This is a genomic window from Xanthomonas sp. LF07-6, from assembly GCF_034105445.1.
Taxonomy (GTDB): Bacteria; Pseudomonadota; Gammaproteobacteria; order Xanthomonadales; family Xanthomonadaceae; genus Xanthomonas_A; species Xanthomonas_A sontii.
In genome coordinates, this window is sequence record NZ_JAXGGI010000001.1 from 769,330 (window position 1) to 783,606 (window position 14,277).

Genomic DNA, 14,277 nt, shown 5'->3' on the forward strand with positions numbered 1-14,277 from the left:
GCCGCCGCCCGCCCTTCCGCCGATGCACGCGCTGATCCTGGCTTCCACCTCCACCTACCGCCGCGAACTGCTGCAGCGGCTGCGCCTGCCCTTCGACTGCGCGCGCCCGCAGGTCGACGAGACCCCGCTGCCCGGCGAAGCGCCGCTGGCGCTGGCGCAGCGACTGGCGGCAGCCAAGGCGGCGGCGGTCGCGGCCACTGCCGGGGAGGCCTGGGTGATCGGCTCGGACCAGGTCGCCGAACTGGACGGCCAACCGCTGGGCAAGCCCGGCAATGTCGCCGCGGCACACGCGCAGCTGGCCGCCATGTCCGGGCGCAGCGTGCGCTTCCACACCGCGGTGTGCCTGCAGCGCGGCGCGCGCACCCTGCACGCCTGCGACCTCACCGAAGTGCAGTTCCGCGATCTGCAGGCCGACGCCATCGCCCGCTACGTCGCCGCCGAACAGCCGCTGGACTGCGCCGGCAGCTTCAAGTGCGAGGGCCTGGGCATCAGCCTGTTCCGCGCGATCCAGACCCAGGATCCCACCGCGCTGATCGGCCTGCCGTTGATCGCGCTGTCCGAGTTGCTGCGCGAGGCCGGCTTCGTGCTGCCCTAGCTCACTGCAGCCGGCACCACTGGTACGGGAAGCGCGCCTGCCCGACCCAGGATTGGTAGATCTGACAGGACCCCGGCTGCAGCGCCAGACCGTAGCGCGCCAGTTGCTGCGCCGCCAGCGCCTGGGTCTGGCGATCCGCGGCGGCGACATCCACGGCCCGTTCCGGCAGCAGCACCCAGCGACAACGACCGGCATCCACCTCCACACCGGCGCGCACCGGGCGCCGCGCCAGGCGCCGCATCAACGCGCAGTCGGGGCCGCGATCCAGGCCCAGGCGCGCGGCCACCGCATTGAGCCGCTGCAGGCGCTCGACATTGCGATCCACTTCCGCCGGCAACAGCGCATAGCCCTGCCCGCGCGCCGCCAGCATCTCGCGGACCCGCGCGGCGTAGGCCGGCGTTTCCGGGAAATTGGAGGCGACCGACGCGTAAGCCGCCTGCCCGGGCAGGAACGGAACGCGCCAGGACTCCGGTGCATCGCCGACCAGCAGCACCAGGCTGCGCTCGGGTTGCGGCATCGGCGGCGCCTGCACCCGGAACGCCTCGCGCGCCCAGCGCTCGTGCCCCCATTCGCCCCAGCCGTACAGCGCAAAGGCCGCACAGGCGATCAGCGTCCAGCGCGCCGCCGGGGCAGCGATGCGCGCCGGCAGCAGCCGCCGCAGCCCCACCCACAGCAGCAACGGCGCCAGCAACTCCGGCACCACCAGGTAGCGCTGGATGCTGAAGGCCGCCTGCCAGGCGAGGAAGGCGACCACCACGAACACCAGCACCGCGCGCCACGCCGGCGCGACCACCTCCGCAGGCGCGGAGCCGCGCAAACCCCGCAGCATCCAGCGCAGCAGCGCGACCAGGCCCAGCAGATACAGCAGCGGCCACACCAGTTGCCGCAGGCGCACCTCGCTGACCCGGTTCGGCGCCAGCGAGAACTGCAGCGGCCAGGTCAGCCACTCCCACAGCGTCTTCGGCAACCAGCGCGTGTCGCTGACCGCCACCGGCTGCGCCAGCGGCGCCATGAAGTGGCTGTTGAACTGCGGGAACAGCGGATTGCCGAAGGTCTGCCACACCCGCAGCAGCCACGGCCCGGCCAGCAGCGCGAAACTGAGCACCGTCACCGTAGTCAGCACTGCGGCGCCGCCGATCCGTTGCCGCGGGCGACCGCCGGCGACCAGCGCGGCCACGCCCAGGGCCAGCGCGAACAGGGCGTTGGTCAGCTTGCAGGCCATCGCCAGCCCGAGCAGGGCGCCGGCCAGCGCCCACCAGCCCAGCGCCACGCCCTGCCCCGCGGCATACTGGCGGCGTTGCGCGTGCAGTGCGGCGAGCAGCGCGCCCAACACCGGCAGCGCGCTGGTGTTGTCGCCCATGGTGCCGGCGAACTCGGACAGGAACGCGGCGCTGCACAGCCCGGCCAGCGCCAGCCACGGCACCAGCCGCGCACGGTCCAGCCGCGGGTCCAGCACCTGCCAGACGATGCCGGCCAGCAGCAGGAACGCCAGTGCGTGCAGCACGCCCATCGCGAACCCGGCCAGCGGCGCAGGCAGGCCGACGAACAGCGCGTAATGCAGCACGTCCAGCAGCGGATTGAAGTAGCTCTGCATCTGCGCCGGCGCCAGGTCGATGCCGAGGCGGCCGTGCAGGACGGCGTAGCCGTTGTACAGGTGGTAGTTGCGCAGGTCCCAGTTGGCGTCCTGGCCCAGCCACAGCGACAGCAGCCCACCCAAAAGCGCGACCGCCACACCCGCCGCGATCACATTGCCGCGGCTGTGGAAGGCGAAGCGGCGATCCAGCGCGGCCAGCAGGCGCTGGCGGCGCGTCGGGCGCGGCAGCGCCGCAGCAGCAGTGGTGCTCATGCGCCGTCACCATGATGCGCACCCTGCGCGTCCGCCGCCGGCCAGGCCGGGATCGCCAGGTAAGCCAGGCGCTTGGCCTCGATGCGGCCGCGCGTGACCGTGTCCAGGATCAGCCCGCAGGCCAGCAGCAACACACCCAGCAACACCAACGCCGAACACAGGATCGCGGTGGGAAACCGCGGCACCAGGCCGGTCTGCGCATAGGTCAGCAACAGCGGCACCGCCAGCGCCAGCGCCAGCAGCACGCAGGCGCCGAAGCCGAGCGAGAAGAACAGCAAGGGCCGCTCGGCCTTGAACAGGCGCAGGATGGTCAACAGGATGCGGGTGCCGTCGTGCCAGGTGCGAAGCTTGCTCTGCGATCCTTCCGGACGCGCGCCGTAGGCAGTGTCGACTTCCGCCACCGGCATGCGCAGTTGCAGCGCGTGCACCGCCAGTTCGGTCTCGGTCTCGAAGCCGGCGGCATGCGCGGGAAACGACTTCACGTAGCGCCGCGAGAACACCCGGTAGCCGGACAGCATGTCGTCGAAGCTGCGCCCGAACAGGAAGCCCACGCAGCGGGTCAGCAGCACGTTGCCGGTGCGATGGCCGGCGCGGTACGCCGCCGCTTCGTCGCTGCGGCGCGCGCCGACCACCATGTCCAGTCCGTCGCGCAGCAGCCGCTCGACCAGCGCCGGCGCCATCGCCGCGTCGTAGGTCGCGTCGCCGTCGACCAGCACGTAGACGTCGGCCTCGATGTCGGCGAACAGGCGCCGCACCACGTTGCCCTTGCCCTGCAGCGCGACCTCGCGCACCACCGCGCCGGCCGCACGCGCACGGGCGATGGTGGCGTCGCTGGAATTGTTGTCGAACACATGGACCTGCGCGCCGGGCAGATGCGTGGCGAAATCGGCCACGACCCGGCCGATGGTGGCCGCTTCGTTGTGGCACGGCACCAGCACCGCGATCCGCGGCGCGACCGCGGGGCGATCGGAGGGGAAACTGGACATGGGCGGCGTGCGGTCCTGCGCGGCAGCGTGGAAAGGCGCGCCATCCTAGCTCAGTGCGGGCGCAGCACGATCGGTTGTTCCCACCAATCCTCGACGCTGCCGTCGCGGCCGTGCAGGCGCAGGCCCAGCCAGTGCGTGCCCGGTGCCAGGCCACTGGCATCGACGGTGGCACGGAAGCCGATGTTCGGATGATTGGGATCCGTGGAGATCTTCCAGAACCTGGTGACGTCGTAGACGTCGCCGTAGTGCGCCTGCGCCGCGACCTTGCCGTCGAGCAGCACCTCGATCCGGTCGATCCCCACCCCGTCCTTGAACGCCCAGCCGGACACGTCGAAGCGACGCCCGACGCTGGCGTCCACGTCCGGGGTGTTGAACCAGGCCATCGCCGGCGTGGTGCAAGGCCCGCTCGCGCGCTGCGCCGGCAGCGCGAACAGCAGGAAACGCTGGCTGCCGTGGTCGCTGGACACCACCCGCGGCGGCGGCAGCGGACCGACCAGGTCGCAGACCGCGTGGTAGCGCTGCAGCAGCAGCCGGTACTTCATGTCGCTGGGCGAAAGCACAAGCAGCCGTGGACCGTCGCGGTGGCCGTCGCTGAGCAGACCCCACTGCTGCAGCTGTGCGCTGCGCCCGTGCTTGTCGTTCAACGGATGCGGCAGCACCTGGATGTTGGGATCGCGCAGTTCGAAGCCGAGTTCGGCGCCGACCTTGAAGTTGTCCGCCAGCACCTGGGTGCCGGGCGGCATGCTCGCCAGTTCGCGCCGCACCGCGCCGGCCAGCGGCCGCCAGCCGGCGAAGTTGCGCGGGTAGTACTTGTCGCCGGCGGTGTGCTCGCGCACCGCCGGCACCGACACCGCCAGGTAGTAGCCGAACGCACCGACCAGGCCCAGCCCGGCCAGCAGCCAGGTGGCGCGGCGCAGCGGCTTGCTCCAGCCGTTGAGGATCACCGGCGTGGCGATCAGCAGCGCCAGATAACCCGGCAGCGGCCAGTGGAAGCTGACCCGCTCGGCGTCGGTGAAGAACCCGAGCAGGAAGATGCCCAGCGTGGACACCCCGCCGAGCAGGCCGAAATACCGCCACTGCACGCGCGTGCCGCTGCTGCCGCCGCGCGTGGCCATCAGCGCCACCTTGGTCATCGCCACCGCCAGCAGCGGCGTGACCAGTAGCAACTGGATCAGCAGGAAGGCGATGCCGGCGGGCTGGAAACTCCAGGGATGGCGGTCGACCAGCTGGAACTTGAGACCGGCCTCGCCGTTGTCCGCGTTCCAGGCCAGCAGCGGCAGCCAGGCGACCATGCCCAGCGCCAGCGCGACCCATACCTGCGGATCGCGCAGCATGCGCCGGCCCTGCGGGATCAGCAGCAGCGCGATCGCGCCGACGCCGATCACGCCGACGAAGCGGTAATGGCTCAGCGCGCCGATGACCAGGCCCAGCGCCAGCTCCACCGCGCTCAGCGCCTCGGTCTGGCGCTGCAGCCGCGCGGTGGCGTCGATGCACAGGATCGTCGCCAGCGCCATCGGCACGTCCGGCAGCGCCAGGATGCCCAGGGTGCCGGACAGCGGCATCAGCAAGGCCAGGCTGCCGGCGCGCCAGCCCGCCACTGCGCCGAACCAGCGCGTGGCGATGCGTGCGATCAGCCACGGCACGGCCGCGCCCAGCAGCAGGAACGGCGCGCGCAGCGCCAGCAGGTGGTCGCCGCCGAGCGCCACACCCAGCCGCGCCAGCCACGCGGTCAGCCCGGGCAGGTCCGAGTAGGCCAGCGCCAGATGCTGGCCTTCCTGCCAATAGAATGCCTCGTCCACGAACAACGGCAGGCGCGCGGCGACCAGCAGTTTGGCGGCGGTGACGAGCGTCCACAGCACGATGAAGACGCTGCGTGCACGTTGTTCCCCTTGCATTGCCCGTACACTCCTTGAAACCGTTGCGAGACTGCGATGCCTACTCCGCCCCGCTTGCCGGAAATGCTAACCGATACGTTGCGCGAGGCGCTCACGCGCGCCCAGCAGCAGGTCAACGCGCTGGTCCTGGGCAAGCCGCAACAGGTGCGCATGGCGTTTGTCGCCCTGCTGTCCGGCGGACATCTGCTGATCGAGGATCTGCCCGGCCTGGGCAAGACCACCCTGGCGCATGCGCTGGCCGCGAGCCTGGGGCTGGGCTTCCAGCGCGTGCAGTTCACCTCCGATCTGTTGCCGGCCGATGTGCTTGGCGTGTCGGTGTACGACGCGCAGTCGCGCCAGTTCCAGTTCCATCCCGGCCCGGTGTTCACCCACGTGCTGCTCGCCGACGAGATCAACCGCGCGCCGCCGCGCACGCAGAGTGCGCTGCTGGAAGCGATGGCCGAACAGCAGGTCACCCTCGACGGCACCACCCATCCGCTGCCGTCGCCGTTCTTCGTGATCGCCACGCAGAACCCGGTGGACCTGTCCGGCACGTTCCCGCTGCCCGACTCGCAACTGGACCGCTTCCTGCTGCGGCTGGCGCTGGGCTATCCCAACGCCGAGGCCGAACGCGCACTGCTCAGCGGCAGCGACCGCCGCGACCTGATCGCGCAGGCGCAGCCGCTGCTCGGCGAGGCCGACATGGCCACGCTGCGGCAGGGCGTGGAGCAGATCCATGCCAGCGAGGCGCTGGTCGGCTACGTGCAGGCGCTGCTGGCGCGCAGCCGCCAGCATCCGGGCGTACGGGTGGGCCTGTCGCCGCGCGCCGGCATCGCCCTGCTGCGCGCGGCCAAGGCGCATGCGCTGCTGCTCGGCCGCGGCCATGTGCTGCCCGAGGACGTGCAGGCGCTGTTCGTGGCCGTCGCCGAGCACCGCCTGGTGGCCGAGCAGGAATCGGCCTCCGGCCAGGCCCTGGCCAAGGCGATCCTGCACAGCGTCGCGGTGGACTGACGCCGATGCCGAGCGGGCGGCGCGACTGGCGGCAGCGACTGGCGCAGTTGGCCGCGCCGCGCGCGCCGGAAGCGCTGCCGGTGCAGTTGGACCGGCGCCGCATCTACATCCTGCCCACGCCGTTCGGCGGCTTCCTGGCGCTGCTGCTGGCGGCGATGCTGCTCGGCGCGCTGAACTACAACAACAACCCGGCGCTGCTGCTGGCGATGCTGCTCGGCGCGGCGACAATGGCCAGCGCCATCGTCGCGCACCTGCAGTTGTCCGGGCTGCGGCTGGAGGCGCTGTCGGCCGAGCCGGTCGCCGCCGGGCAACCGCTGCGCCTGCGGTTGGCGCTGGCAACGGCCGACGGGCGCCGACGGCGCGGCCTGCGCGTGCGCCACGGCGTCGCGCACACCTACCTCGACCTGCACCGCGACGATCGCAACGAGGCCGACCTGGAGGTGCCCACCGAGCGCCGCGGCTGGCTCGACCTGCAACGCATCCAGGTCTCCACCACCCAGCCGCTGGGCCTGCTGCGCGCCTGGGCCTGGTTCTGGCCGGACGCCCCGCTGCTGGTCTACCCGCAACCGGAGGCAGACGGTCCGCCGCTGCCGGCCGGCGCCGGCACCCCGACCCAGACCCGCCTGCACGCGCTCGGCGAGGAATTGCACCAGCTGCGCCCGTATCGGGCCGGCGACGCACCGCGGGCGATCGCCTGGAAGCACTCGGCGCGCCGCGACACCCTGCTGGTGCGCGAGTACGAACGCCCGATCGGCGTGGACGTGGTACTGGACTGGCGCACGCTGCCGGCCTTGCCGCACGAACGCCGCATCGCGCGGCTGGCGCGCTGGGTCGAGGAAGCCGAACGCGACGGCCGCCGCTACCGCCTGCTGTTGCCCGGGCAGCCGGCGCTGGGGCCGGGCCGCGGCCCGCAGCACCGGCATCTGTGCCTGCGCGCGTTGGCGCTGCTGCCGCATGACTGAGCCACACTCGCCCGCACTGCACGCCGCCAGCCGCGCCTGGGCGCTGGGCGCGGCGCTGCTGGCCTTGCTGCCGCTGCTGCTGCAATTACCCGGCACCCTAGCCTGGCTGATCGCGCTGTCCGCCCTGCTGATCGGCGCCAGTTCGGCGTGGCGGCCGCTGCCGGCGCTGCTGCGACTGGTCCTGGTCGCAGTCATGCTCGCGGCGCTGTACTGGCAGGTCGGCCTGCGCTTCGGCCGCGACACCGGCTGCGCACTGCTGGCGGCGATGCTGGCGATCAAGCCCTCGGAACTGAAGAGCCTGCGCGATGCGCGCAGCCTGCTCGGCTTCGCCCTGTTCGCGCCGTTCGCCGCCTTCCTGCTCGACCAGGGGCCGGTGACGATGGCGCTGGGGCTGGCCGCGGTGATCGCGGCCCTGCTGTGCATGCAGCGCCTGGCCGACCAGGAAGGCCACAGCGCGCGGCGCCCGTTGCGTGGGCAACTGCGCGGCGTCGGCCGCCTGCTGGCGCTGGGCCTGCCGCTGGCGCTGGCCGCGTTCTGGCTGTTCCCGCGCCTGGGTTCGCCGCTGTGGGGCGTGCCGGAACGTGCGCTGGGCCGACCCGGCCTGTCGGACACAATGAGTCCGGGGCAGTGGCTGGACCTACTGGCCGACGACACCCCCGCATTGCGTGTGCAGTTCTTCGGCCCGGTGCCGGCGCCGGCGCAGCGCTACTGGCGCGGCCCGGTGCTGTGGGATTTCGACGGCCGCACCTGGCGTGCGCAGCGCGAGAACGCCTTCGCGCCGGCACCCACGATCCAGCTCGCACCCGGCGGCTGGGACTACCAGCTCGAGGTGGAACCGACCGACCGCCGGCAACTGGTCGCCCTGGACCTGCCGCGGCAGGCACCGCCCGGCACCCGGCTGACGGCCGACGCCGTGCTGCAGACCGAGCGCCCGCTCAGCGCGCTGACCCGCTGGCGGCTGCGGTCGGCGCTGCCGCAACGGGTGGAGGCCGATCTCGCGCCGGCGCAACGGCAGCGCGCGCTGGCGTTGCCGCCCGGCTACAACCCGCGCACCCTGGCGCTGGCCCGGCAGTGGCGGCAGCAGGCCGGCGCCGACGATGCGGCGATCGTCGCCCGCGCCCTGCAATGGATCCGCCGCGACTTCGCCTACACCCTGGAGACGCCGCTGCCCGGCCGCGACGGCGTGGACGAGTTCCTGTTCCAGCAGAAGGCCGGGTTCTGCCAGCACTTCAGTTCGGCGTTCGTGGTGCTGATGCGCGGCGCCGGCATTCCTGCACGTGTGGTCACCGGTTATGCCGGCGGCACCCGCAATGCGTTCGGCGACTACTGGGTGGTGCGGCGCATGGACGCGCACGCCTGGGCCGAGGTGTGGCTGCCGCAACGCGGCTGGGTGCGGGTGGACCCGACCGCGGCGGTGGCGCCGGAACGCATCTACGACACCCTGGAGGACCGTCTGGGCAGCGATGCCGGCGCGCAGGGCGGCGGCGCCGACTGGCGCTGGCGCGACCTCGCCGACTGGGCACGACGCGGCTGGAACGACCTGGTGCTGTCCTTCGACGCCAACCGCCAGCAGCGCCTGCTCAGCCAGTTCGGCATCGCCCGCCTGGAACCCGGGCAACTGGTGGCGCTGTTCGCCGGATTCGCCGCGGTGCTGCTGGGTGCGATGGCCTGGTGGCTGGCGCGCGGCGAGCGCGAACGCGATCCGCTGCTGCGGGCATGGCGGGCGCTGGGCCGGCGCTACGCCCGGCGCGGGCTGGGCCGCGACCCGCACGAACCGGCCCTGGCGTGGGCGGCGCGCGTACAGCGGGAAACCGGCGATGCGAGCCTGATTCCGCTCAGCCGGCGTTTCGCCGATGCGCGCTACGCTGACGCTGATTCGGACAGCGCTTCATTGTTGCGCGACCTGCGCAGGCACCGTCCGCCCACTGGAGCATCCCGATGAAGATTCGCCTGCTGTTCCCCGTGATCGCTGCGCTGGCGCTCGGCGCCTGCGCCACCGCCCCCAAGCCGCTGCAGGGCCAGTTCGCGCCCGTCAGCCCGCGCGACTCGGTCGCCGGCCAGCAGGCCGGCGCGCCGGTGCGCTGGGGCGGCAAGATCATCAAGACCACGCCCGGCCAGGGCCAGACCTGCTTCCAGATGCTGTCGCGTCCGCTCAATGCCAGCGGCCGTCCGGACAGCGATGCCGCCGACGCCAGCGATGGCCGTTTCATCGCCTGCCGCGCCGGCTTCTACGACCCGGCGGTGTTCGAGCCCGGCCGCGAAGTGACCTTCATCGGCCACGTGTCCGGCTACGACAACACCCGCATCGGCGAGTACGACTACCGCCTGCCGAAGATGGACGCGGACGTGGTGTACCTGTGGCCGGTGGTGCGCCAGGTCGAAGTGGTGCCCGCCTATCCGTACGGCCCCTGGGGCGGCCCGTGGGGTCCGTGGGGCCCGCGCTGGGGCTGGTGGTAAGCCCTGCGTTTCTGCCGCAACGAAAAACGCCGCTGATCCAGCGGCGTTTTTTTATGCCTGCACGTTCGCGCCAGCCGCTGCTCAGGGCGTACCGAAGCGCCCCAGCGGCGCACCGGCGAGCAGATGCAGGTGCAGATGGAACACGGTCTGCCCGGCGTGCTCGCGGCAGTTGATCACCACCCGGTAGCCGTCCTGGGCCAGGCCCTGCTCGCGCGCGTAGCTGGCCGCGGCCAGCACCAGCCGGCCGACCAGGGTCGCCTGCTCCGGCGCCAAGTCGTCCAGGGTCGGAATCTCCACCTGCTTGGGGATGAAGAGCACATGCACCGGCGCCTGCGGCGCGATGTCCTTGAAGCCGAGCACGGCGTCGTCCTCGTAGACGATGTTGGCCGGAATTTCGCGACGGATGATCTTGCCGAAGATGGTGTCCATGGAGCGCGCCCGGAACGAAAGAAGGGGCCGCCGTTATAGCCCAATTCGGCGTCGCACCGCAGCCGCGTGCGGCGGTTACTCGCCGGTGCCGGTGCGCGGCACTTCGCTGCGGCTGCCGAAGGCGTGCGACAGCGTGCCGCGATCCACGTACTCCAGCTCGCCGCCGAGCGGCAGGCCCTGCGCCAACCGGCTCGGCCGCACGCCATGCTGGCGCGCCAGTTGCGCCAGGTAATGCGCGGTGGCCTCGCCTTCGACGGTGGAGTTGGTGGCGATGATCAGTTCGGCCACCTCGCCCTGCGCCAACCGCGCGGCCAGCCGGTCCAGGCCCAGCTCGCGCGGGCCGATGCCGTCCAGCGGCGACAGCCGGCCCTGCAGAATGAAGTACAGCCCGCGGTAGCCGGTGGCGTGCTCGATCGCCAGCCGGTCGGCCGGCGACTCCACCGCGCACAACTGCTGGCGGTCACGCGCGGGACTGGCGCAGATCGCGCAGACCTCGGTCTCGCTGAAATCGCGGCACTGCGCGCAATGGCCGATGCGCTCGATCGCCTCGTGCAACCGCTCGGCCAGGCGCTGCCCGCCTTCGCGCTCGCGCTCGAGCACGTGATACGCCATGCGCTGCGCAGTCTTCTGGCCGACGCCAGGCAACACGCGGAACGCATCGATCAGTTGTTCGAGCAGCGGCGAGCTCATTGTGGTTGGGGATTCGGGAGTGGGGATTGGGGATTCGTAAAAGAAACATCGCTGTCACGCGATGTTTTCATAGGAGCGGCTTCAGCCGCGACGGCGTGACCTGACCGGTCGCGGCTGAAGCCGCTCCTGCAAGAGGAATTCACCGAAGCAGGAAAGGCAGCGCACTCGCGAGACACCGCGAATCCCCACTCCCGAATCCCGAATCCCGGCCCCTCAGAACGGCAGCTTCATGCCCGGCGGGATCGGCATGCCGGCGGTGGCCGCGCCCATGCGCGCCTTGGATTCGGCATCGATCTTGTTGGAGGCGTCGTTGAAGGCGGCGGCGATCAGGTCCTCGGCCATTTCCTGGTCGGCCAGGATGCTCGGATCGATCCGCACCTTGCGGCACTCCTTGGCGCCGGTCAGGGTCACGTTGACCATGCCGCCGCCGGCGCTGCCGGTGACTTCCAGCTTGGCCAGTTCTTCCTGGGCGCGCTGCAGGTTTTCCTGCATCTTCTGCGCCTGTTGCATCAGTTGGGCGATATTGCCGCGCATCGTGGTTCACTCATCGTAGGGACGGATGGAATCGGGGACGACCCGCGCGCCTTGCTGCTGGATCAGCGCCTGCACCGCCGGGTCGTTCATGAACGCGGTCTCGGCCGCGTTCTGGCGCTCGCCGCGTTGCCGGTGCGAGCGCTCATGCAGGGTTTCGGCATCGACCGCGATGCCGCTTTCGATGACGATCTTCGGCCGCTGCCCAAGCGCATCGGCCAGCGCCGCGGCCAGTTCGCCGAGCGAGCGCTCGGACTGCAGATACTCGAAGCCCGGCGACAGCGACAGCCGCAGCACGCCCTCGGCATGGCTGACGAAGGCGGCGTTGGCGGCGAGTTGCCGCGAGGGGCCGCTCAGGCCGCAATCGGCGACCAGTTCCAGCCAGTCCTCGGCGCTGTGCAGCGCGCGCGGCGTATCGGACACGGCGGCGTGGGTGCGCGGCGGCGCCAGCGGCGGCACCATCGCCATTTCCGGCTCGGCGGCCGCAGCCGTAGCCGCGGCCGGAACGACCGCTGGCGCCGGCGTCGCGACGGGCGCGGACGGCGCTGGGCGTGCCGCCGGCGGTGCCGGCGGATCCCATGGCGGATCGAGCGGGGCCGCCGCCGCACTGGGCGCAGCCGCCACGGGCGCAGCGGGAACCTGCGCTGGCGCGGCAACGGCAGGCGCCGCCGGGGCAGCGGCCGCCACCGCGACAGGTGCCGCCATCGCCGCCGCAGGCGCACTGGCAGCGGCCGCCGTCGCATTGCCGTGCCCCTGGGTGGGGGTGGCCGCGCCGGTCGTCGTGCCGGCCGGCAGCACCGTGGCGCCCATCGGCCGGAACGCCAGCATGCGCAGCAGCGCCATCTCGAAGCCGGCCCGCGGGCTCGGCGCCAGGTACAGGTCGCGGCGCCCGTTCAGCGCCATCTGGTACCACAGCTGCACGATCTCCGGACGCAGGCGCTCGGCCAGCGGCGCCGGGTCCAGTCCGTCCAGCGCGGGCATGGCTGCGCCCGGCACCAGTTGCCGCACCTGGATGCGGTGCAAGGCCTCGGCCAGCGCCTCCAGCACCCCGCCCCAGTCGGGCGAGAACTCGGCCAGGCCGGCCACCACCTGCAGCAGCCGCTGCCCGTCGGCATCGGCCAGCGCGTCCAGCATCGCCCCGACCTGGGTGCGATCGACCGTGCCCAGCATGGTCCGCACCACGTCGTCGCGCAGCGCGCCGCCGGCATAGGCGATGGCCTGGTCGAGCAGCGACAGGCCGTCGCGCAGGCTGCCGTCGGCGGCCTTGGCCAGTTGCACGATCGCCGAGGCATCCACCTCGATCTGCTCGGCGGCCAGGATCTTGGTCATCTGCCCCTGGATCTGCTCCTCGTCCAGACGCTTGAGGTTGAACTGCAGGCAGCGCGACAGCACCGTCACCGGCAGCTTCTGCGGGTCGGTGGTGGCGAGCAGGAACTTCACGTGCTCCGGCGGCTCTTCCAGGGTCTTCAGCAGCGCGTTGAACGCCGCCTTGGAGAGCATGTGCACTTCGTCGATCAGGTAGACCTTGAACTTGCCGCGCGAGGGCATGTACTGCGCGTTCTCGATCACCTCGCGCACGTCGTCCACGCCGGTGTTGGACGCGGCGTCGATCTCCAGCAGGTCGATGTAGCGGCCGGCGTCGATGTCCAGGCAGGCCGCGCACTGACCGCACGGGTCGGCGCTGGTGCCCTGCTCGCAGTTCAGCGACTTGGCGAAGATGCGCGCGATGGTGGTCTTGCCGACGCCGCGGGTGCCGGTGAACAGAAAGGCGTGGTGCACCCGGCCGCTGTCCAGCGCGTTGGTGAGCGCGCGGACCACATGCTCCTGCCCCACCAGCTCGGCGAAACGCTTGGGGCGCCACTTGCGGGCGAGAACGAGATAGGACATCAGGCGACCGTCTTCATCTGAACCGCCATTGTGCCACGCCGGGCCATCGCGATCGTTCAGTCGCCCGGTCATCCGCAATCACGCGCGCGCCGACCTTTGGCGCAGGGCTGCCTGCGACGATGAACAGGGCAAAGGTGACGCCGGTCCACGCGGCAGCCGCGATTCGCCTTGTGAACGGCGGCCATGACGGCTAGAATTCCCGCCCTTGCCCGGACCGCATGGCCCGCGCAAGACCCGGAGAGGTGTCCGAGTGGTTGAAGGAGCACGCCTGGAAAGTGTGTAAGCGTCTAAACCGCGCTTCGGGGGTTCGAATCCCCCTCTCTCCGCCAGATTGAAAGTGTTGAGATGGCTCAGTCGCGCGCGTTTTGCGTGCGTCTGGGAGGGGATGAAAGCCCCGGGATTCTAAAGCTGACCTAGTGACCGACACGGCGAAGCCGCGCGCAGCTCAAGGCATCCAAGATGCCGAATGAATCCCCCCTCTCTCCGAAGTAAACAAACCCCTGCGCATGCAGGGGTTTTTTTGCATTACGGCTTGGCATACGCGCAGGCTGTCGGACACCGGCCGCACCGCATCTGCCCCTCCTCTCGACTGATGCGGCTCCCCATGGGCTTTAGACGCACGTCCAATCGCCGGCCGCCGGCGAGGTCGAACGCGGGCTGACACCGCCCTGCCCCGCATCAAGCAGAAGCGTATCGGACGCCCGCACCGCGCAGACATTCGCTGGCAGATTCTGCTCTTCGATAGTTCCTTCTAGACCAGGGTGCTTGGTCCCAGTCCGAACGCGCAGCACGGCGGCCATCACCGTCTCAATCCGTGAGAGACGGGAGTGCCAAGATGGAAACTCCAAGTCCACCAAGCAATGCACCACAGGCGACAAGCCGCCATTTACGCAATTGCAAAGCGGCGAGCCGAGCCTAGAAGCAACACCTCACCAACCCTCCCCAAAAAAGAAAACGCAAAAAAGAAGCTGATAGGCATTCAATCATTCAGCCGTCCTCCCATCGAAGG

General features: G+C 71.1%; 12 protein-coding genes and 1 tRNA gene. 6 read left to right on the forward strand and 7 right to left on the reverse strand.

Going from position 1 to position 14,277, the window contains the following annotated elements:
• Positions 1–22: 22 nt before the first annotated feature.
• A complete protein-coding gene (locus SLW56_RS03165; protein WP_267084663.1) occupies positions 23–595 on the forward strand; it encodes a Maf family nucleotide pyrophosphatase in 573 nt (190 codons plus the stop codon).
• Position 596: 1 nt separating this feature from the next.
• On the opposite strand, the gene SLW56_RS03170 is transcribed toward SLW56_RS03165, so the two are convergent.
• From SLW56_RS03170 to SLW56_RS03180, 3 genes are read right to left on the reverse strand one after another with little or no spacing between them, the layout of a single operon-like run.
• Positions 597–2,441 carry a glycosyltransferase 87 family protein gene (locus SLW56_RS03170; RefSeq protein WP_267103775.1) on the reverse strand — a complete coding sequence of 615 codons (1,845 nt, stop codon included), beginning with the start codon at positions 2,439–2,441 and terminating at the stop codon, positions 597–599.
• Positions 2,438–3,427: a glycosyltransferase family 2 protein gene (locus SLW56_RS03175; RefSeq protein WP_267103774.1), complete on the reverse strand. Its 990-nt coding sequence runs from the start codon at positions 3,425–3,427 to the stop codon at positions 2,438–2,440. Before SLW56_RS03175 ends, SLW56_RS03170 begins: the two co-directional genes overlap by 4 nt.
• A 50-nt stretch (positions 3,428–3,477) precedes the next feature.
• Positions 3,478–5,322 carry a glycosyltransferase family 39 protein gene (locus SLW56_RS03180; protein WP_267103773.1) on the reverse strand — a complete coding sequence of 615 codons (1,845 nt, stop codon included), beginning with the start codon at positions 5,320–5,322 and terminating at the stop codon, positions 3,478–3,480.
• Between the two features lie 36 nt (positions 5,323–5,358).
• Here SLW56_RS03180 and SLW56_RS03185 point away from each other — a divergent pair, with 36 nt between their 5' ends.
• Genes SLW56_RS03185 through SLW56_RS03200 form a run of 4 tightly spaced genes read left to right on the forward strand, consistent with a single transcriptional unit; the run spans position 5,359 to position 9,731 of the window.
• The gene (locus SLW56_RS03185; RefSeq protein ID WP_026144543.1) at positions 5,359–6,312 is read left to right on the forward strand and encodes a MoxR family ATPase; all 954 of its coding nucleotides are present in this window, start codon (positions 5,359–5,361) and stop codon (positions 6,310–6,312) included.
• A gap of 5 nt (positions 6,313–6,317) precedes the next feature.
• Entirely contained in the window at positions 6,318–7,274 is a 957-nt protein-coding gene (locus tag SLW56_RS03190; RefSeq protein WP_320694344.1) for a DUF58 domain-containing protein, read from the forward strand.
• Positions 7,267–9,216: a DUF3488 and transglutaminase-like domain-containing protein gene (locus SLW56_RS03195; RefSeq protein WP_320694345.1), complete on the forward strand. Its 1,950-nt coding sequence runs from the start codon at positions 7,267–7,269 to the stop codon at positions 9,214–9,216. The genes SLW56_RS03190 and SLW56_RS03195 overlap by 8 nt, the downstream gene beginning before the upstream one ends.
• The gene (locus tag SLW56_RS03200; RefSeq protein ID WP_017914772.1) at positions 9,213–9,731 is read left to right on the forward strand and encodes a Slp family lipoprotein; all 519 of its coding nucleotides are present in this window, start codon (positions 9,213–9,215) and stop codon (positions 9,729–9,731) included. Before SLW56_RS03195 ends, SLW56_RS03200 begins: the two co-directional genes overlap by 4 nt.
• 81 nt (positions 9,732–9,812) lie before the next feature.
• Here the strand turns inward: SLW56_RS03200 and SLW56_RS03205 are convergent, their stop codons facing one another.
• The 4 genes from SLW56_RS03205 to dnaX all read right to left on the reverse strand — a co-directional run bounded on the left by SLW56_RS03205 (position 9,813) and on the right by dnaX (position 13,268).
• Entirely contained in the window at positions 9,813–10,160 is a 348-nt protein-coding gene (locus SLW56_RS03205) for a histidine triad nucleotide-binding protein (protein WP_267084668.1), read from the reverse strand.
• A 75-nt stretch (positions 10,161–10,235) separates the two neighbouring features.
• Entirely contained in the window at positions 10,236–10,850 is a 615-nt protein-coding gene (gene recR, locus SLW56_RS03210) for a recombination mediator RecR (RefSeq protein WP_017909283.1), read from the reverse strand.
• Between the two features lie 213 nt (positions 10,851–11,063).
• Positions 11,064–11,384 (reverse strand): YbaB/EbfC family nucleoid-associated protein, encoded by a 321-nt coding sequence (locus SLW56_RS03215; protein ID WP_017909282.1) that lies wholly within the window; start codon positions 11,382–11,384, stop codon positions 11,064–11,066.
• 6 nt (positions 11,385–11,390) lie between these two features.
• Complete coding sequence (dnaX, locus tag SLW56_RS03220) at positions 11,391–13,268, reverse strand: DNA polymerase III subunit gamma/tau (RefSeq protein WP_043095214.1); 1,878 nt, start codon at positions 13,266–13,268, stop codon at positions 11,391–11,393.
• A gap of 236 nt (positions 13,269–13,504) precedes the next feature.
• On the opposite strand from dnaX, the gene SLW56_RS03225 reads away from it, so the two are divergent.
• Positions 13,505–13,597: transfer RNA gene (locus SLW56_RS03225), tRNA-Ser, on the forward strand.
• Positions 13,598–14,277: the final 680 nt, after the last annotated feature.

Excerpts from the sequence above, each read along its gene's own strand:
- SLW56_RS03165 (WP_267084663.1), top strand. The coding sequence starts at position 23 with ATGCACGCGCTGATCCTGGCTTCCACCTCCACCTACCGCCGCGAACTG.
- SLW56_RS03195 (WP_320694345.1), top strand. The coding sequence starts at position 7,267 with ATGACTGAGCCACACTCGCCCGCACTGCACGCCGCCAGCCGCGCCTGG.
- dnaX (WP_043095214.1), bottom strand. The coding sequence starts at position 13,268 with ATGTCCTATCTCGTTCTCGCCCGCAAGTGGCGCCCCAAGCGTTTCGCC.
- SLW56_RS03185 (WP_026144543.1), top strand. The coding sequence starts at position 5,359 with ATGCCTACTCCGCCCCGCTTGCCGGAAATGCTAACCGATACGTTGCGC.
- SLW56_RS03175 (WP_267103774.1), bottom strand. The coding sequence starts at position 3,427 with ATGTCCAGTTTCCCCTCCGATCGCCCCGCGGTCGCGCCGCGGATCGCG.
- recR (WP_017909283.1), bottom strand. The coding sequence starts at position 10,850 with ATGAGCTCGCCGCTGCTCGAACAACTGATCGATGCGTTCCGCGTGTTG.
- SLW56_RS03170 (WP_267103775.1), bottom strand. The coding sequence starts at position 2,441 with ATGAGCACCACTGCTGCTGCGGCGCTGCCGCGCCCGACGCGCCGCCAG.
- SLW56_RS03180 (WP_267103773.1), bottom strand. The coding sequence starts at position 5,322 with ATGCAAGGGGAACAACGTGCACGCAGCGTCTTCATCGTGCTGTGGACG.
- SLW56_RS03200 (WP_017914772.1), top strand. The coding sequence starts at position 9,213 with ATGAAGATTCGCCTGCTGTTCCCCGTGATCGCTGCGCTGGCGCTCGGC.
- SLW56_RS03215 (WP_017909282.1), bottom strand. The coding sequence starts at position 11,384 with ATGCGCGGCAATATCGCCCAACTGATGCAACAGGCGCAGAAGATGCAG.
- SLW56_RS03205 (WP_267084668.1), bottom strand. The coding sequence starts at position 10,160 with ATGGACACCATCTTCGGCAAGATCATCCGTCGCGAAATTCCGGCCAAC.
- SLW56_RS03190 (WP_320694344.1), top strand. The coding sequence starts at position 6,318 with ATGCCGAGCGGGCGGCGCGACTGGCGGCAGCGACTGGCGCAGTTGGCC.